12 protein-coding genes are annotated in these 15,644 nt (G+C 73.0%); 7 read left to right on the top strand and 5 right to left on the bottom strand.

The genetic code is table 11. From position 1 onward, the window contains the following. Nucleotides 1-89 precede the first annotated feature (89 nt). The 3 genes from recD2 to ACRAKH_RS29795 all read right to left on the bottom strand — a co-directional run bounded on the left by recD2 (nucleotide 90) and on the right by ACRAKH_RS29795 (nucleotide 4,170). Complete coding sequence (gene recD2, locus ACRAKH_RS29785) at nucleotides 90-2,255, bottom strand: SF1B family DNA helicase RecD2 (RefSeq protein WP_380722707.1); 2,166 nt, start codon at nucleotides 2,253-2,255, stop codon at nucleotides 90-92. Nucleotides 2,256-2,307: 52 nt separating this feature from the next. Next, nucleotides 2,308-3,390, bottom strand: coding sequence for a hypothetical protein (locus ACRAKH_RS29790; protein ID WP_380722705.1), 1,083 nt, complete (start codon nucleotides 3,388-3,390; stop codon nucleotides 2,308-2,310). A 75-nt stretch (nucleotides 3,391-3,465) separates the two neighbouring features. Next, nucleotides 3,466-4,170, bottom strand: coding sequence for a DUF402 domain-containing protein (locus tag ACRAKH_RS29795; RefSeq protein ID WP_380722703.1), 705 nt, complete (start codon nucleotides 4,168-4,170; stop codon nucleotides 3,466-3,468). Nucleotides 4,171-4,305: 135 nt separating this feature from the next. On the opposite strand from ACRAKH_RS29795, the gene ACRAKH_RS29800 reads away from it, so the two are divergent. The 3 genes from ACRAKH_RS29800 to ACRAKH_RS29810 all read left to right on the top strand — a co-directional run bounded on the left by ACRAKH_RS29800 (nucleotide 4,306) and on the right by ACRAKH_RS29810 (nucleotide 7,551). Then, nucleotides 4,306-4,980, top strand: a complete 675-nt coding sequence (locus tag ACRAKH_RS29800; RefSeq protein WP_380722701.1) for a response regulator transcription factor — start codon at nucleotides 4,306-4,308, stop codon at nucleotides 4,978-4,980. Then, nucleotides 4,977-6,026, top strand: a complete 1,050-nt coding sequence (locus tag ACRAKH_RS29805; RefSeq protein ID WP_380722699.1) for a sensor histidine kinase — start codon at nucleotides 4,977-4,979, stop codon at nucleotides 6,024-6,026. The genes ACRAKH_RS29800 and ACRAKH_RS29805 overlap by 4 nt, the downstream gene beginning before the upstream one ends. A 196-nt stretch (nucleotides 6,027-6,222) precedes the next feature. After that, complete coding sequence (locus tag ACRAKH_RS29810) at nucleotides 6,223-7,551, top strand: DUF4153 domain-containing protein (protein WP_447009430.1); 1,329 nt, start codon at nucleotides 6,223-6,225, stop codon at nucleotides 7,549-7,551. On the opposite strand, the gene ACRAKH_RS29815 is transcribed toward ACRAKH_RS29810, so the two are convergent. Further along, nucleotides 7,526-8,386: an alpha/beta fold hydrolase gene (locus tag ACRAKH_RS29815; protein WP_380722695.1), complete on the bottom strand. Its 861-nt coding sequence runs from the start codon at nucleotides 8,384-8,386 to the stop codon at nucleotides 7,526-7,528. The genes ACRAKH_RS29810 and ACRAKH_RS29815 overlap by 26 nt on opposite strands. 71 nt (nucleotides 8,387-8,457) lie before the next feature. Here ACRAKH_RS29815 and ACRAKH_RS29820 point away from each other — a divergent pair, with 71 nt between their 5' ends. The 3 genes from ACRAKH_RS29820 to ACRAKH_RS29830 all read left to right on the top strand — a co-directional run bounded on the left by ACRAKH_RS29820 (nucleotide 8,458) and on the right by ACRAKH_RS29830 (nucleotide 10,839). Continuing rightward, a complete protein-coding gene (locus ACRAKH_RS29820) occupies nucleotides 8,458-9,084 on the top strand; it encodes a TetR/AcrR family transcriptional regulator (protein ID WP_380722693.1) in 627 nt (208 codons plus the stop codon). A gap of 119 nt (nucleotides 9,085-9,203) precedes the next feature. Continuing rightward, on the top strand, nucleotides 9,204-10,343 hold the full coding sequence (locus ACRAKH_RS29825; protein WP_380722691.1) for a mechanosensitive ion channel family protein: 1,140 nt from the start codon (nucleotides 9,204-9,206) through the stop codon (nucleotides 10,341-10,343). Between the two features lie 52 nt (nucleotides 10,344-10,395). Then, on the top strand, nucleotides 10,396-10,839 hold the full coding sequence (locus ACRAKH_RS29830) for a hypothetical protein (RefSeq protein ID WP_380722689.1): 444 nt from the start codon (nucleotides 10,396-10,398) through the stop codon (nucleotides 10,837-10,839). 68 nt (nucleotides 10,840-10,907) lie between these two features. Here ACRAKH_RS29830 and ACRAKH_RS29835 read toward each other — a convergent pair whose 3' ends face one another. Then, nucleotides 10,908-14,147 carry a S8 family serine peptidase gene (locus tag ACRAKH_RS29835; RefSeq protein ID WP_380722687.1) on the bottom strand — a complete coding sequence of 1,080 codons (3,240 nt, stop codon included), beginning with the start codon at nucleotides 14,145-14,147 and terminating at the stop codon, nucleotides 10,908-10,910. Between the two features lie 256 nt (nucleotides 14,148-14,403). On the opposite strand from ACRAKH_RS29835, the gene ACRAKH_RS29840 reads away from it, so the two are divergent. After that, a complete protein-coding gene (locus ACRAKH_RS29840) occupies nucleotides 14,404-15,234 on the top strand; it encodes a hypothetical protein (RefSeq protein ID WP_447009431.1) in 831 nt (276 codons plus the stop codon). Nucleotides 15,235-15,644 lie beyond the last annotated feature (410 nt).

A 15,644-nucleotide genomic window follows, 5' to 3' on the forward strand; every position in this document is an offset into this window, starting at 1 on the left:
GGCGGTGACACCGCTGGGACACCCGGGGCAGGTGGGGACACCGCGGGCACCGCGCGGGAACGGCGCCACTCCCGCGCGGTGCTCCACCGTCACACGAGGTGGGCGAGCCGGTGGTCCAGCGCGGTGTGCCTGCGCCCCGCGCCCACCGTGCGGACCGCCTGCCCGATCGCCTTGCGCGACCCGACCAGCACCACGAGCTTCTTGGCCCGCGTCACCGCCGTGTAGAGCAGGTTCCGCTGCAACATCATCCACGCGCTCGTCGTGATTGGGATGACCACGCACGGGTACTCACTGCCCTGTGAGCGGTGAATCGTCATGGCGTAGGCGTGGGTCAACTCGTCCAGCTCGCCGAACTCGTAGTCCACGTCCTCTTCCTCGTCGGTCCGAACGGTCAGCTTCTGCTCCACCGCGTCGATCGCCGTGACCACGCCCAGCGTGCCGTTGAAGACGTTCTTGTCGTAGTTGTTGCGCATCTGGGTCACCTTGTCGCCGACCCGGAACACCCGGCCGCCGAACCGGCGCTCGGGCAAGTCCGGTGTGGACGGTGTCAAGGCCTCCTGCAGCAACGCGTTCAGCGCGCCCGCGCCCGCCGGACCGCGGTGCATCGGCGCGAGCACCTGCACGTCCGTGCGCGGCTTCAGGCCGAACTTGCGCGGGATGCGGTGGGCGACCACGTCCACCACGACCCCCGCCGCCTCCTCCGCCTCCTCCACGGGGAAGAGGAAGAAGTCCGGGAGCCCTTGCACGACGGGGTAGTCGCCGTTGTTGATGCGGTGCGCGTTCGTGACCACACCGGACTGCTGCGCCTGCCGGAAGATGTGCGTGAGCCGGACGTTCGGGATGGGGCTGCCGTCCGACAGCACGTCCCGCAGCACCTCGCCCGCGCCGACGGACGGCAGCTGGTCGACGTCCCCGACCAGCAGCAGGTGCGCGCCGGGCGCGACGGCCTTCACCAGCTTGTTGGCCAGCAGCAGGTCGAGCATCGACGCCTCGTCGACGACGACCAGGTCGGCGTCGAGTGGCCGGTCCCGGTCGTAGGCGGCGTCACCGCCCGGCTTCAGCTCCAACAGCCGGTGCACGGTGCGCGCCTCGTGGCCGGTCAGCTCGGTGAGCCGCTTGGCGGCCCGGCCCGTCGGCGCGGCCAGCACGACCTTCGCGCCCTTGGCGGCGGCCAGCTTCACGATCGACCGCACGGTGAAGCTCTTGCCGCACCCCGGCCCGCCGGTCAGCACGGCGACCTTGCTGGTCAGCGCGAGGCGGACGGCGTCACGCTGCTTCTCCTCCAGCGACGCGCCGAGCCACGCGAACGCCCGCTCCCAGTCGACCTGCCGGAACGCGGGCATCCGCTCCTCGTCGGTCCGCAGCAGCCGGAGCAGCTGGTTGGCCAGCGAGATCTCGGCCCGGTGGAACGCGAGCAGGTAGATGCCCGGCTCGCCGTCCGGCATGACCTCGCGGACCACGCCCTCCTCCGCGACGAGCTCGGCCAGGCACTCGATGACCAGGCCCGCGTCCACCTGGAGGATCTTGATCGCGTCGCCGATCAGCTCGTTCTCGGGCAGGTAGCAGTCGCCGTCGCCGGTCGCCTCGGACAGCGTGAACTGCAGCCCGGCCTTCACCCGCTGCGGGCTGTCGTGCGGGATGCCGACGGCCTTCGCGATCACGTCGGCGGTGCGGAACCCGATGCCCCACACGTCGGTGGCGAGCCGGTAGGGCTCCTCGCGGACGACGTCGATCGCCTTCTCCCGGTACTGCTTGTAGATGCGCACGGCGAGCGACGTCGACACGCCGACGCCTTGCAGGAAGACCATGACCTCCTTGATCGCCTTCTGCTCCTCCCACGCGGCGGCGATCATCTTCGTGCGCTTGGGTCCGAGCTTCGGCACCTCGACCAGCCGGTGCGGCTCGTGCTCGATGACGTCCAGCGCGGCGACGCCGAAGTGCGTGACGATCCGGTCGGCGAGCACCGGCCCGATGCCCTTGATCAGGCCGGACCCGAGGTAGCGGCGGATGCCCTGGATGGTGGCGGGCAGCACGCTCGTGTAGTCGTCCACGTGGAACTGCTTGCCGTACTGGGGGTGCGACCCCCACCGGCCGCGCATCCGGATCGCCTCGCCGGGCTGCACGCCGAGCAGCGAGCCGACGACGGTGACCAGGTCGTTGCCGCGCCCGGTGTCGACGCGGGCGACCGTGTAGCCGGTCTCCTCGTTGGCGAACGTGATCCGCTCCAGCACCGCTTCGAGCACCGCGTCAGCCACCGGGCCACCCTAGGACGCGCCACCGACACCGCGCCCACCCGGTCCGGCGGGCTCAGGGCCAGAGCACCGCGCGCCCGCCGTGCTCGCCGACGACGACGCCGTGGTCGTTGATGCCCTGGGCGAAGCCGTAGGTGCCCGCCGGCACCGGCAGCAACGTCACCTCGCCGGACGGCGACCAGCGGACCGGCCGGTTCCGGCTGCCGATCGCCACGCCCGCGGCCGTGCCGTTCCCGTTGACCAGCGACACCTGGCCGGAGCCGTACCCGGCGGGCAGGGCCATCGTCGTCACGGCCCCGTCGACCGCCCACCGCACCGGCGCACCGCCCGACCGGCCGAACGCCGTGCCGTCCGCGGCCACGGCGGGGAGGGTGCTGTGCTGCCCGGACGGCGTGGGCAGCTCGGCGAGGGTCGTGCCGTCCCACCGCAGCGCGTAGCCCGACCGGTCCTCCCGCGCGTACTCGCCGACGACGAACCGGCCGCGCACGTCGGCCACGGAGGCGTGCGTGCTGCCGGGCACGGCGCCGAGGTCGGTGAGCACGCCGTCGTCCCACCGCACGTAGTGCTGCCGGTCGTCGGCCGTGGTGGCGATCCCCGCGATCGCGCCGTCGTCGTCGATCGCGGCGGGCTCGGTGGCCCGTCCCAGTCCGGGCAGGGCGGTGGCGGTGCCGTCACGCTCCCAGCGGACGGCCTGGCGGGTGCCGTCGGCCGCGCCGGCGTAGCCCACGACCGTGCCGCCCTCGTTGACCGCGACGGCGAAGCTGTAATCGCCGCCGGGCAGGAGGTCGAGGACGGTCACCGAGCCGTCGGCGTTCCAGCGGGTGGCCTGCGCCCAGCGGTCCGGGGTGCTGGTGTTGCCGTAGGCCGCGCCGTCCGCGTCGACCCCGAAAACGGTGGCGTACCGGGCGCCCGGCGGCAGGGCGAGTTCGGTGATCCGCCCGTCGGCGTCCCAGCGCACGGGCCGTGACCGCCGGTCCGCACCCGTGGACCGGCCGACGACCACGCCGGCGTCGTTGACGGCGACCGCCGACCCGGTCGTGCCGCCGGGCAGGGTGGCGAGTTCCACCACCCCCGGCTCGGCGTGCGCGGGCGTGCCCAGGACAACCAGCGCCAGCACCGGAACGAGCACACGTCGCACGACCAGACCTCCTCGCCGAAGCCCCCGACCCCAGCTAAGCACCGGACGCCTGGGAGCGCTCCCAGATTCGCCCGATCAGCCCTCCGGCGGGAGGTCGGCGGTGAGCACGTCCGCGGTGAGCACGTCCGCGGTGAGCACGTCGGCGGGCAGCGCGGTCGCGGGCCACGACGGGTCCGACCGCCACCCGGCCCAGCCCGCGTCCGGCGCGAACGGCCCGTCCCGGTTCTCGATCATCGCCACGGCCTGGTCGCGGGCCCGTTCGACGGCCCGGTGGTCGTCCTCGCCCACGACGCCCAGCCGGCGGCCCTGCGCGTACTCGCCCTCGTCCTTCCACGACCAGCCCGACAGGTCCGGCGCGACGACCAGGTCCAGCAGCAGGTCGAAGGTGTCGAAGCCGAGCGCGGTGCGGCGCAGCGGGCGCTGGAAGTTGACGTACCAGCGGGACAGCCGGTGCTCGTCGGACGCGTCGTAGAAGGCGTGGACGCTGAACCACGTCCCCGGCGGGTTCCACAGCAGCTGGACGGTGTCCCGCCAGATCCAGCGGTCGAGCCGCCAACGGCCGGCCGCGAGGTTCGGCAGCGCCCGCTTGCGGACGCCGTCGTCGCCGGTCAGCAGCCACTCGATCCACGTCGTCGGCGCCAGGCACTCCGCCCCCGGGCGGCAGCAGGCGACCAGGGCGTCCGGCGAGTCGGCGAGCACCCGCACCGCGTGCGCGCTCCACACCTTGCCGCGCAGGACGTCACGGCGGACGGCGGTCGCCCCGGGTTCGAAGGTCGGCATGGTCCCTCCCGCGGCAAGGACGCGCGACGTGCGCCGGGGTTGCTGTGGGAAGCGCCATGCCAGGTGGGACGGCCTCCACAGGACGTTCACAACTCGCCCCGGACGCCTCCACGGCCCGCACCTAGAGTCGGCCGCATGACACGCCGCGTCCTGGTGGTCGAGGACGACCTGACCATCGCCGAGTCCGTGGCCGCCCGGCTGCGCGCCGAGGGGTTCGAGGTCGACCTGGCGCACGACGGCCCGTCCGCCGTCGCGCGGGCCCGCGACACCCGCCCCGACCTCGTCGTGCTCGACGTCATGCTGCCCGGCTTCGACGGTCTGGAGGTGTGCCGGCGCATCCAGGCCGACCGACCCGTGCCGGTGCTCATGCTGACCGCCCGCGGCGACGAGACGGACCTGCTCGTCGGGCTCGCCGTCGGCGCGGACGACTACCTCACCAAGCCGTTCTCCATCCGCGAGCTCGCGGCGCGGGTGCACGCGCTGCTGCGGCGGGTGGAGCGGGCGGCGTCGGCCGCGTCGGCGCGCCTCGCCGTCGCCGACCTGGAGATCGACCTGACCGAGCGGCGGGTCACCCGCGCCGGCGCGGAGGCGCACCTCACGCCGACGGAGTTCGAGCTGCTGGTGCACCTCGCCGAGCGGCCGCGGGCCGTGCAGTCGCGGGAGCGGTTGCTCAGCGAGGTGTGGGGCTGGTCCGAGGGCACCGGCACGCGGACCGTGGACAGCCACATCAAGGCCCTGCGGCGGAAGCTGGGCAACGACCTGATCCGGACCGTGCACGGCGTCGGCTACGCGTTGGAGGTGCCCCGATGAGCCTCAGGTCGGCGTTCGAGACGACGGTCGAGCTGCTGCCGCGCCCGTTGGACCCGGTGCGGTCCATCAAGGTGAAGCTCGGTCTGCTGCTGGTGTCGGCGATGGCGGCCGGGTTCGCGTTCTTCCGGTGGCGGATCGGGTGGCTCGCGCCGGGGACGACGTTCGGCGCGATCGCGATCGCGCTGGTGACGTCGCAGATCCTCGCCCACGGCATGACCAGGCCGTTGCGGGAGATGACGGCGGCCGTGCGGGCGATGCGCGCGGGCGACTACAGCAGGCGGGTCCGCGCGACGGCCCGCGACGAGGTCGGCGAGCTGGCCGGCGCGTTCAACCAGATGGCCACCGACCTGGCCGCGGCCGACCAGCAGCGGCGGGAGCTGATCGCCAACGTGTCGCACGAGCTGCGGACGCCGATCACGGCGCTGCAGAACGTGCTGGAGAACGTCGTGGACGGGGTCGCGCGGCCGGACGCGGCCACCATGCGGACCGCGTTGGCGCAGACCGAGCGCCTCGGCCGGTTGGTGGCGGAGCTGCTCGACCTGTCGCGGATCGACGCCGGCGCGCACCGGCTGGACAAGGTCGAGTTCCCGCTCGCGCCGATGCTGGGCGACGTCGTGGCGGAGGCGTCGGTCGCGGCGCGCGGGGTCCGGTTCACCGTCGACGTGTCCCCGCCCGACGCCACGGTCTACGCGGACGAGGCGCGGCTGGCCCAGGTGGTCGCGAACCTGCTCGACAACGCGGCCCGCCACGGCCCCGCCGGCGGTGAGGTGAGGATCTCCGCGTCGGTGGGGCGTGAGCTGGTGCTGGAGGTCGCCGACGACGGTCCCGGCATCGCGCCGCAGGACCGGGAGCGGGTCTTCGAACGGTTCACGCGCGGCGAACGCGCGGCCGGCGGCGGAACCGGCCTGGGTCTCAACATCGCGCGGTGGGTGGTCGACCTGCACGGCGGCACCATCGCCGTGGTGGACGGCCCCGGGTGCCGAATCCGGGCAACCCTCCCAGCCACCCGAACCACCACAGCCGCCACAGCCGCCGCCCCCACCTGACCCCGCCCCCACCCCTGACCCCGGCACCCACGCCGCGCACACCGCCCGCGCACACCGCCCTCGCACACCGCCCTCGCACACCGCCCTCCAAACCCACCGCCAGGCCACCTCACCGGCCCGCGCCCCACCGACGAACACCAACCCTGCCAACCGCCGCACCCACGGCGGGCGATGGCGCATGCCCTGGAGGCTTCCCATGTCCCCCAACCGCGTACTGCTCACCGGCGCCGTCGCCGGGATCGGGGCGGCCGTGCTCCTGCCCTCCGAACGCCCCGGCCTCGGCTGGGCCCTGACCGCCCTCCTCGTGTTCGCCCTCCTCCGCAAGGTCCGACCGGCGTGGGCGGTGTTGTGCGTTGCCCTCTTCGGCGTCGGGGCGTTCGTCGCCTCCGAGTGGCTGTTCGCCCTCTGCGCGATCGCGGGCTGCGCGGCCGCGTCGCTGGCGATCGTCGGCGGGCGCACGGCGCACGGCCTGGTGCTCGGCGCGGGCGCGGTGCCGGTCGCGGCGGTGCGGGCGGCACCCTGGCTGGCCCGCGGGGTGAAGGAGAGCGGCGCGCCGCGGATGGCACGGTCGGTCCTGGTCACCGTGGGACTGCTGCTGTTGTTCGCCCCGCTGCTGGCGAGCGCGGACGCGGCGTTCGCCGAGCTGCTCGGGTCCGCCGTCCCGGAGGAGTCGGGTCAGTCGGTCGTGGTGTTCCTGGCGATCGGGCTGGGCACGGTGGGCGCCTGCTACCTGCTGGCCTCACCGGTGGACCTGGACGGCCAGTCGGACGTCCGCCGCACGGTCGCACGACGTGACTGGGTGTTGCCCGTCGGCGCGTTGGTGGCGCTCTTCGGCGTGTTCGTGGCCGTGCAGATCAGGACGCTGTTCGCCGGCGACGAGCACGTCATCACCACCGCCGACCTGACCTACGCCGACCACGCGCGCGGCGGCTTCTGGCAGCTGCTCGCCGTCACGGTGCTCACGCTCGGCGTCATCGCGGTCGTCGCACGCCTCGCCCGGCTCGACTCCCCGACCGACCGCCGGTGGCTGCGCGTCCTGCTGGGCGCGCTGATCCTGCTCACGCTGGTGATCGTCGCCTCCGCCCTCACCCGCATGTGGCTCTACCAGCAGGCTTACGGCTTCACGGTGCTCCGCGTCCTCGTCTCCGCCTGCGAGCTGTGGCTGGGCGCGGTGTACGTGCTGGTCCTGGCGGCGGGCGTGCGGCTGCGGGGCGACTGGCTGGCCCGTGCCGTCGTCGGCACGGGGTTCGCCGCGCTGGTCGCCCTGGCCGCGCTGAACCCCGACCGGTTCATCGCCGAGCGCAACATCGACCGCTGGTACGAGACGGGGAAGGTCGACGTCCGGTACCTGGCCAAGTTGTCCGACGACGCGGTGCCGGCCCTGGCCGCGCTGCCGCCGGCCCTGCGCGGGTGCGCGCTGGAGTTCCGGCGCGTGCAGGCGGACGACTGGCGTTCGTGGAACCTCGGCCGGCAGCGGGCGCGGGCGGCGCTCGCGGACGTCAGGCTCGCCGAGTGTGCGCGGTGACGTGGTCGGCGACCAGGCGCGCCACCGCGCCGGGGTGGGTGACCGGCGCCCAGTGGCCGGCGTCGAGCACGTGCCGCCGCACGTCCGACGCCCACCGCTCCACGTCCTCGGTCACGGCGGCCGTGACGTACTTGTCGCGCGACGGCTGGATCACCTGCACCGGCACGTCGGTCCGCCGCACGCGCGGCGCGCGCAGGCGGGGGATGAAGTTGGCGCGGTACAAGGAGATCCCCTGCACGCCGTCACGCACGACGGTCGGCGCGACGTGCGACGAGTCGCCCTCCGCGCGCCGCACGAGGTGGTGCCAGCGCGGGCCGATCACGTGCCGCCACAGCAGGGGCGCGACGAACGGCAGGTGGAACATCCCGACGTACCAGGAGTGGAGGAGCTGCTTGAGACGTCGGCCGGTGGGCTTGCGGCGCATCCAGTGGCCGACGTGGTCGAGGCAGGGCCCGGAGATCGACGTGTACGACGCGATCGGGGCGTCCGGCGCGGTGACCGCCTCCCACGCCTGGATCGAGCCCCAGTCGTGCGCGACGACGTGCGCGGGCGCGTCCGGGCTGACGGCCTTGATGACGGCGAACAGGTCGCGGGCCAGCACGGGCAGGCGGTACGCGGCCAGCCCGCGTGGCGCGGACGACGCGCCGGCGCCGCGGACGTCGTACGTGACGACGTGGAACCGCTCGGCGAGCAGCGACGCGACGCCGTCCCACACGCGGTGCGTGTCGGGGTAGCCGTGCACCAGGACGACGGTCGGCGCGGACCGGTCGCCCTGCTCGAACACGGCGAGCTCCACGCCGTCGGACCGCACGAACACCGATTCCACGGACTCCACCACCACCCTCCGCACGAGAGCTACGCCGCCGTAGCTTTGTGAAAGCTACGGCACCGTAGCAATATGGTCGGGTGAGCACAACGCGGCGGAAGTACGCCCCCCGCCTGCCACCGCAGCAGCGGCGCGACCAACTCCTGGACAGCGCGCTCGGCCTCATCGCCGAAGGCGGGTTCGACGCGCTGACGATGGAGGCCGTGGCCCGGCGGTCCGGCGTCACCAAGCCCGTGGTGTACGAGCTGTACGCGAACCGCGCCGAGGTCATCGCCGCGCTGCTGCCGCGCGAGGCCGGACGCGCCACCGCGCAGGTGCTCGAAGCGATCCCGACCTCGGACTTCGCCGACCGCTCCCCCGAGGACGTCTACACCGACACCGTCCGCGCCTTCGTCAACGCGGTCGTCGAGAACCCGGACCGCTGGCGGCTCGTGCTGCTGCCGCCCGAGGGCACGCCGGTGGAGTTCCGCCGGCAGGTCGAGTCGGTGCGGGCCAAGGTGCTCGACCAGGTCAACACGCTGGCCGACCTGGGGCTCAAGGCCCTGGGCGGACCGGCGCTGGACGCCGAGCTGCTCGGCCACACCATGCTCGCGCTGGCCGAGATGGTAGGCCGACTGGTCATCACCGATCCGGAGCGGTTCACGCCCGACCGGCTGGTCGCGTTCGTCGGCCAGGTGGCGCACTTCCTGCCCAAAACCCCGCCGTGACGTTGTGAACGTCACGCTCGGCGCCGCAGGAGTTATGAGTTAGCCCGTTCGTGGGTACGGACCGGAGAACGCCCGTAGGAAGTTCGAAGGGAACCACACGCACGAGGAGGTAGTCGTTCGTGCTCGCAGCCGTCTTGACGTTCGCCGGCTCGCTGCTGGTCGCGCTGCTCGTCGTCACGTCCGTCCACCGGGTGGTCCGCCGCATCGGCCGCCGGTCGGACCTGTTCGCGGGGCTCGCCCGGCACGCCCACCGACCCGCGCTGGTCACGGCCGTCCTGGTCTCGGTCCAGTTCTCGCTGGGGGTGGCGGCACGCGGCGAGTGGCGGCCGGTCGCACTGCACATCACGGGTATAGCGCTGATCCTCGCCGGCGCGTGGCTGCTGGCGTCGCTGCTGGTGGTGATCGAGGACGCGACGCTGGCGCGCATCCGGGTCGACGTGTCGGACAACCGGCACGCCCGGCGCGTCCACACGCAGATCACGCTGGTCAGGCGGGTCACGGTGGTGGTCGTCAGCGTGCTGGCGGCGGCCGCGGTGCTCATGACGTTCCCGAGCGCGCGGGCCGCCGGGACGAGCATCCTGGCGTCGGCCGGTGTGATCGGCGCGATCGCCGCGCTGGCGGCGCAGTCCTTGCTGGGCAACGTGTTCGCGGGCGTGCAGATCGCGTTTAGCGACGCGTTGCGCCTGGACGACGTGGTGGTCGTGGAGAACGAGTGGGGCCGGATCGAGGACATCACGCTGACGTACGTGGTGGTGCACCTGTGGGACGACCGGCGGCTGATCCTGCCCACCGCGTACTTCCTCAAGTCGCCGTTCCAGAACTGGACGCGGACGCAGTCGGCGCTGCTCGGCACGGTGGAGCTGGACCTCGACTGGACGGTCCCCGTGGAGGACCTGCGGCAGGAGCTGCGGCACGCGCTGGAGGGCAACGACCTGTGGGACGGCCGGGTCTGCGTCGTGCAGGTGACGGACGCCGTGGGGTCGTTCGTGCGGGTCCGCGCGCTGGTCAGCGCGTCGGACGCGGGCCGGCTGTGGGACCTGCGGTGCGCGGCCCGCGAGCACCTGGTCGGCTGGCTGCGGTCGCGGCACCCCGGCGCGCTGCCGCAGGTGCGGGTCCGCGACCTGCCCCGGGGCAACGGCTCGGCGCCCGCGCACGCCGCGAACGGGTCGTCCGACAACCGGGTGTTCGGCGAGAGCGCGGACGGCGAGGAGCGGGTGCAGGCGTTCAGCGGCCCCGATCAGTCCGTGCAACCCCGGTGACGTCCCGTTCCGTCCTTCGTGTGCAATGGCAGGACCGGCCGCTGGAGGGCACGTGAGAACACTGGTGGCGCCCCTGTTGGCCGTGCTCGTGCTGGCCGGCTGCGCCGAACGCCCGACCACCGACGCCCGGGCGACGGCCACCGGCGACCGGCCGGCAGTCACCGGCGACCGATCCCCGGCGACCGGTTCGCCCACCGCGACCTCGGAGGTGCGCGTGCCCGCCAAGCTGAGCCCGCAGGGCGAGGACGTGCTCGCGAAGGCCGAGCGCTCCGGCGTGAAGACCGTCGTGCTGACCCTCGCCACCGAGCGCGGCAAGACCGATCAGGTGATCTCCGAGCTGCGACGCCTCGGCGGCGCCGTGGAGGCCGACGACACCTCCATCGGCTACGTCCGGGTCGCCGTGCCCGTGGAGGTGGCCCGGCAGGTGCCCGCCGTCGCGGGCGTCAGCCAGGTCGACGTGGACGAGCCGTTGAGCAACGCCGACCCGACCCCGTGACCCCGTGAAAGCCCTCAGGGCCACCCCCGCGCGAAGCGGGAGTGACCCTGAGGTCCGATCTGGTGCGGTCAGACGACGTTCTGCACGATGACGGCGCCGCGGCCGACGATCGCGCCTTCCGCGGTCTGCACGGTCAGCTCACCGCGCAGCACGCGACCGGCGCCGGCCGGACCCGACACGGTGACCGTGCCCGGGACCGTCCACGTCGCACCGGCGGTGCGCTCGGCGTCGGCGTCCGTCACCGCGATCGAGCCGAAGCCCGGAGCGGCGAACACGTCGATGTAGTCGTACTCCGTGGTGCCGGAGGGCACCTCGTAGCCGTCCACCTGCACCCGCCACGCGCCGGCGGCGGGGTTGTTGATCGTGACGGACTCCTCCGAGTCGCCGTCCGCCGCCTGACCGGCCAGCACGCAGGTGCCGGAGGTGCAGTTGTAGACGAACAGGTCGAGGTCGGCGGACACGTCGCTGGTCTTGCCGATCGTCGCGCGCAGCGACGTCGAGCCCGGCGCCACGGTCAGGTCGTACGTCTGCACCGCGGCGTCCGCGATGGACGGACGCGCGATCCGGGCGCTGCCCAGCGAACCGCCGACGAGCTTGCCGGTGAACGTGGCCAGCGAGTTGGTCACCGCGTACTCACGGCTGATCGGCGTGCCGACCGAGGCCGACGGGATGGTGTCCGGGTTCGGGCTGACCGTCGTGCCCAGCACGGACGCCGTCACCGAGAACGGGGCCGCGTCGGCGTCGGAGGTGCGCCGCGCCTCGACCACGATCTCCCACACGCCCGGCAGCGGGTTGCCGACCGTGCGGCTGGTCGGCGAGCCACCGGCACAGCCGGCGCCCGCGTCGGGGTTGTAGCAGTTGGTCGACGACGTGGTGTCGAACGGCACGCCGTACGGGTCGTAGCGCAGGAACCGGACCTGGCCCTTGCCCGCCTCGCCACCGGCCGCCATGTCGACCTTCAGCGCGCTGGCGCCCTCGGGCACCCGCACGAAGAAGCTCTTCGACTGGTTGCGCTCGACGGTGCCGGTCTTGGTCACCGCGAACTTGCCGGCCGCGGTGAACTCGTCGGCCGCGAACACCGTGTTCAGGGTGAACACGTCGATGCCGCGGGTGCCGGGGTTGTCCAGCTTCAGCACGGCCGAGTGGGCGCCCGCCGTGGTCGGCTTGACCTTGACGTCGAACTTGACCGGCGTGTTCAGCGGCAGGCTGACCAGGGACTTCGACGAGAACGTGCCGTCGTTGCCCTGCCAGTTGACGAAGAACGACTGGTTGCGGTTCGGGCCCGTGGTGCGGGTCAGGGTGTAGGTGCGGGTGTACTCGCGGCCCACCACCACGTCCTCGCGGTCGTGGATGCCGACACCGGTGTCCGGGGTCGCCAGCAGGCCGGACAGCGCCGTGTTGACGGTCACCGACGTGGTCACCGACTGGGTGTCCGGGTGCGCGTTGAGCTGCGTCCAGGCGCGCTTGGTGTCGAAGAGGCCGGCGCCCTGCTCGTAGGCCTGCAGCGTGGAGACCCACTTGGCGCCGGACTGGATGGCGTTGCGCAGCGCCGCGACGGGCGGGCGCTCGCCGTTGTGCTCCGCCTTGTACGCCGACACGAGCAGCGCCGCGGCGCCGGTCGCCTGCGGGGCGGCCATCGAGGTGCCGTTGAACATGGCGTAGCCCGCGGGCAGGGCGTACGTGCCGGCCACCGGGCCGGGCGCCTGCCACTGCGGCGTGGTGGAGATCGCCGAGCCGGGCGCGACGATGTTCGGCTTGAAGCCGCCGTCCTCGCGGGGACCGCGCGACGAGAAGCCGTGCAGGCCCTCGCGCTGCCGCGTGACCGAGCCGTAGTTGGACAGCCAGGTGTCGGCGGTGATGTACGAGCCGACGCTCATCGCGTCCGTGGACACAGACGGGTCGCCGACCGTGTTCGCGCCCGCGCCGCTGTTGCCGGCGGAGATGAACACCTGCACGTTGTACTCGGCGATGGTGCGGTTGTAGAGGGCCGCACGCGCGTTGTTGCCGTCGTTGAGGGCGGGCAGGCCGCCGATCGAGATGTTGACGACGTCGGCGCCGTTGCGCGCCGCGTACAGCAGGCCGTCGATCAGGCCGCTGTTGGTGCACGACGGCGTGGTGAGGCAGACCTTGACGGCCATCAGCTTCGCGCCGGGCGCCGCGCCCACCATCTTGCCGCCGAACATCTTGTTCGCCGACGTGATGCCCGCGACGTGCGTGCCGTGGGCGGCGGAGATGCCCAGGTTGACCCACGCGGTGCCGTTGGCGTCGTAGTTCGACTTGTCGGTCTGCACCACGAACGCGATGGTGTCGAGGACCGGCGTGGCCGGGTTGTCGACGCCGAAGTGGCCGACGTCCTTCTTGTACTTGTAGTCGATCATCGCGGTCTGGTCGGTGAAGTCGCCGTCACCGTCCACGTCCACGCGGACTTCCTTGGTGGTGGTGTCCTGCAGCACGCCGAACGCGTCCACGCGGTCGCCGTCGCGGTTGATGTCACCACCGGTCTCGCTGTTGGCCAGGCCCAGGTCGCCCGCGTTCTCGCGGAACAGGCCGAAGCTGTACGGGCCGCCGGTCGCGGGGGCCGTGTAGGTCACGCCGCCGTTGGTGAACGCGCCGTTGTAGCGGCCCGCCACCTGGATCCACGTGCCGTCACCGGAGTTGGTGGCGTTGGCGTTGTACCAGTCGACGATCTTGCGCTCGCCGGTCGACGTGGTGGTCAGCGCCGGGTGGTCCAGGTCGATGCCGGAGTCCATGATGGCGATCGTGGTGCCGCGGCCGTCCCACTGGGGGTGCTCGTCGGTGAACTGCGCCGCCTTGGTGTCCTGCGTCGGCATGTACGGGTTCTTCTTGGGCGTGGACGCGCCCGGAGCCGGCTGCGGGAGCGGGGTCGTCGCGCCCTCGGGACGCGGGTCGTCCAGCGCGACCAGGCCGTCCACGTCGACCGCGTTCACGGACGCGAGCTTCGCGGCCTTCTCGGCCTTGTCCCGCGGCACGGAGACCTTGAGGTAGTCGACGTCACGCTCGACCGTCTCGACCACACCGCCGAGGGCCTTGAGGTCGCTCGCGGCGGAGTCCAGCTTGCCCTCTTCGGCGGCGACGAGCAGCGTGACGTTCGCCTGACCGGCCTGTTCGGCCTCGGCGATCCGCTCACGGTCCTGCTTGTCGAGCTGCTTGTCGGCGGGCGCGGGGGCGGTTGGCGCCTCCTGCGCGGCAGCCGACCCGGCGGCGAAGCCGAACCCAGTGGTGCCCAGCACGGCGGCCAGCAAGGCCGCACTGGTGCGGTGTCTCCACCGGCTTCCTGAGTTGATCACGGCGCAAACCCTTCGTGGGGAAAGATTGGCGCAAGCACATCTCCCCGACCCCCGGGGAACAATCGGACGAACAGCCCAACAGTGAAGTCCACATTGGACTGAACGGGGTATTGCGCGAACGCGCGAAGAGTGCCGCAGAACTCCGGAACGGGTGCGACTAGTCCAGTCAAGAGCCGACCGGCCGGAATGTCAAACACTGTCAACGGTGAATCGGCGCGACAGGCCGGTAATCGGTAACAAATCGCACATCAGCGCGATGGCGAGCACACTGGGCAGCATCGTGGACGCCGCACCGATCGACCGGATCGCCGACGAGCTGTACGCCCTGCCGCCGGGCGAGTTCGTCGCGGCCAGGGACGCCCACGTCCGCCTGGCCACCGAGCGCGGCGACAAGGCGTTGGCCAAGCAGGTCTCGGAGCTGCGCAAGCCGACCGCGTCGGCGTGGGCGCTGAACCTGCTCGCCCGCGAGGGCGCGTCCGACCTGGCCGAGGCGGTGGCCCTGGGCGAGGAGCTGCGCACCGCCCAGGAGGAGCTGCGCGGCGGCGCGCTGCGGCAGCTCGGCGCACGTCGGCGGGCCGTGCTGAGCACGCTCGTGCGGCGGGTCGAGGCGTTGGCGCGCGAGGCGGGCCAGCCGCTCGGGCCGGACGCCGTGCAGCAGGTGCGCACCACGTTGGCGGCGGCGCTGGCGGACGCCGTGCTGGCCGCGCGCATTCGGGCGGGGCGGCTCGTGAAGCCGGTCGAGCAGTCCGGCTTCGGCCCGTTGAGCGAGACCGCCGTGCCCGTGCGCGACGACCTGGCCCCGCGCCGGGAGCAGCGCCGGGAACGCCGGCTCACCAAGGCCAGGGAGGACATCGACGCCGCGGCGGCCGACGTGCGGAAGGCGGACACCGCCGTCATCGAGGCCGAACAGGCGCTGGCCGAGCGCGAGGAGCACACCGCCACGCTGCGCGCCGAGCTGCGGCGGGCGCAGCAGGCCGAGCAGGAGGCGGCGAACCAGGTGGCGAAGGCCAAGCGCCGGGCGGACACGGCCCGGGACAAGCTGGCGACCGCCGAGGCCCGGATGACGGAGCTGCGCGGCGACGCCTGACGCCCTCCAGCCGACGCCTGACGCCTCGCGCGCCGATGCCTGACGCCCTCGCGACACGCCCTCGCGACGGCACCTCCGACACGCTCGCGCGCCGACCCCCTCCGGCACCGTCGCGCCGACCCTCCGACACCCTCGCGGCCGCGACTTCGGGCGCCCTCCGGGGGCAACTCCACAGAGTCACAATCATTCCTGACGCTCCGTAGTGACGCCCGCCACGCTGGGGGTTTCCGGGGAACACAGATACGGAACGACCCGTTCTACCTGAGGTCGGCACGTGGACGCCGCACCGGACGTCAGGCCCGCGGGGCACCTCCCCAAGCGCCCACGCGGCACCTCTCCCCCGAGACGTTGCAGAGTGCGCCCACACCTGCCCGACCGCCGCCGGCCGCACGGATTCCCCCACCGTCGCG

This window comes from Saccharothrix hoggarensis (assembly GCF_052936025.1).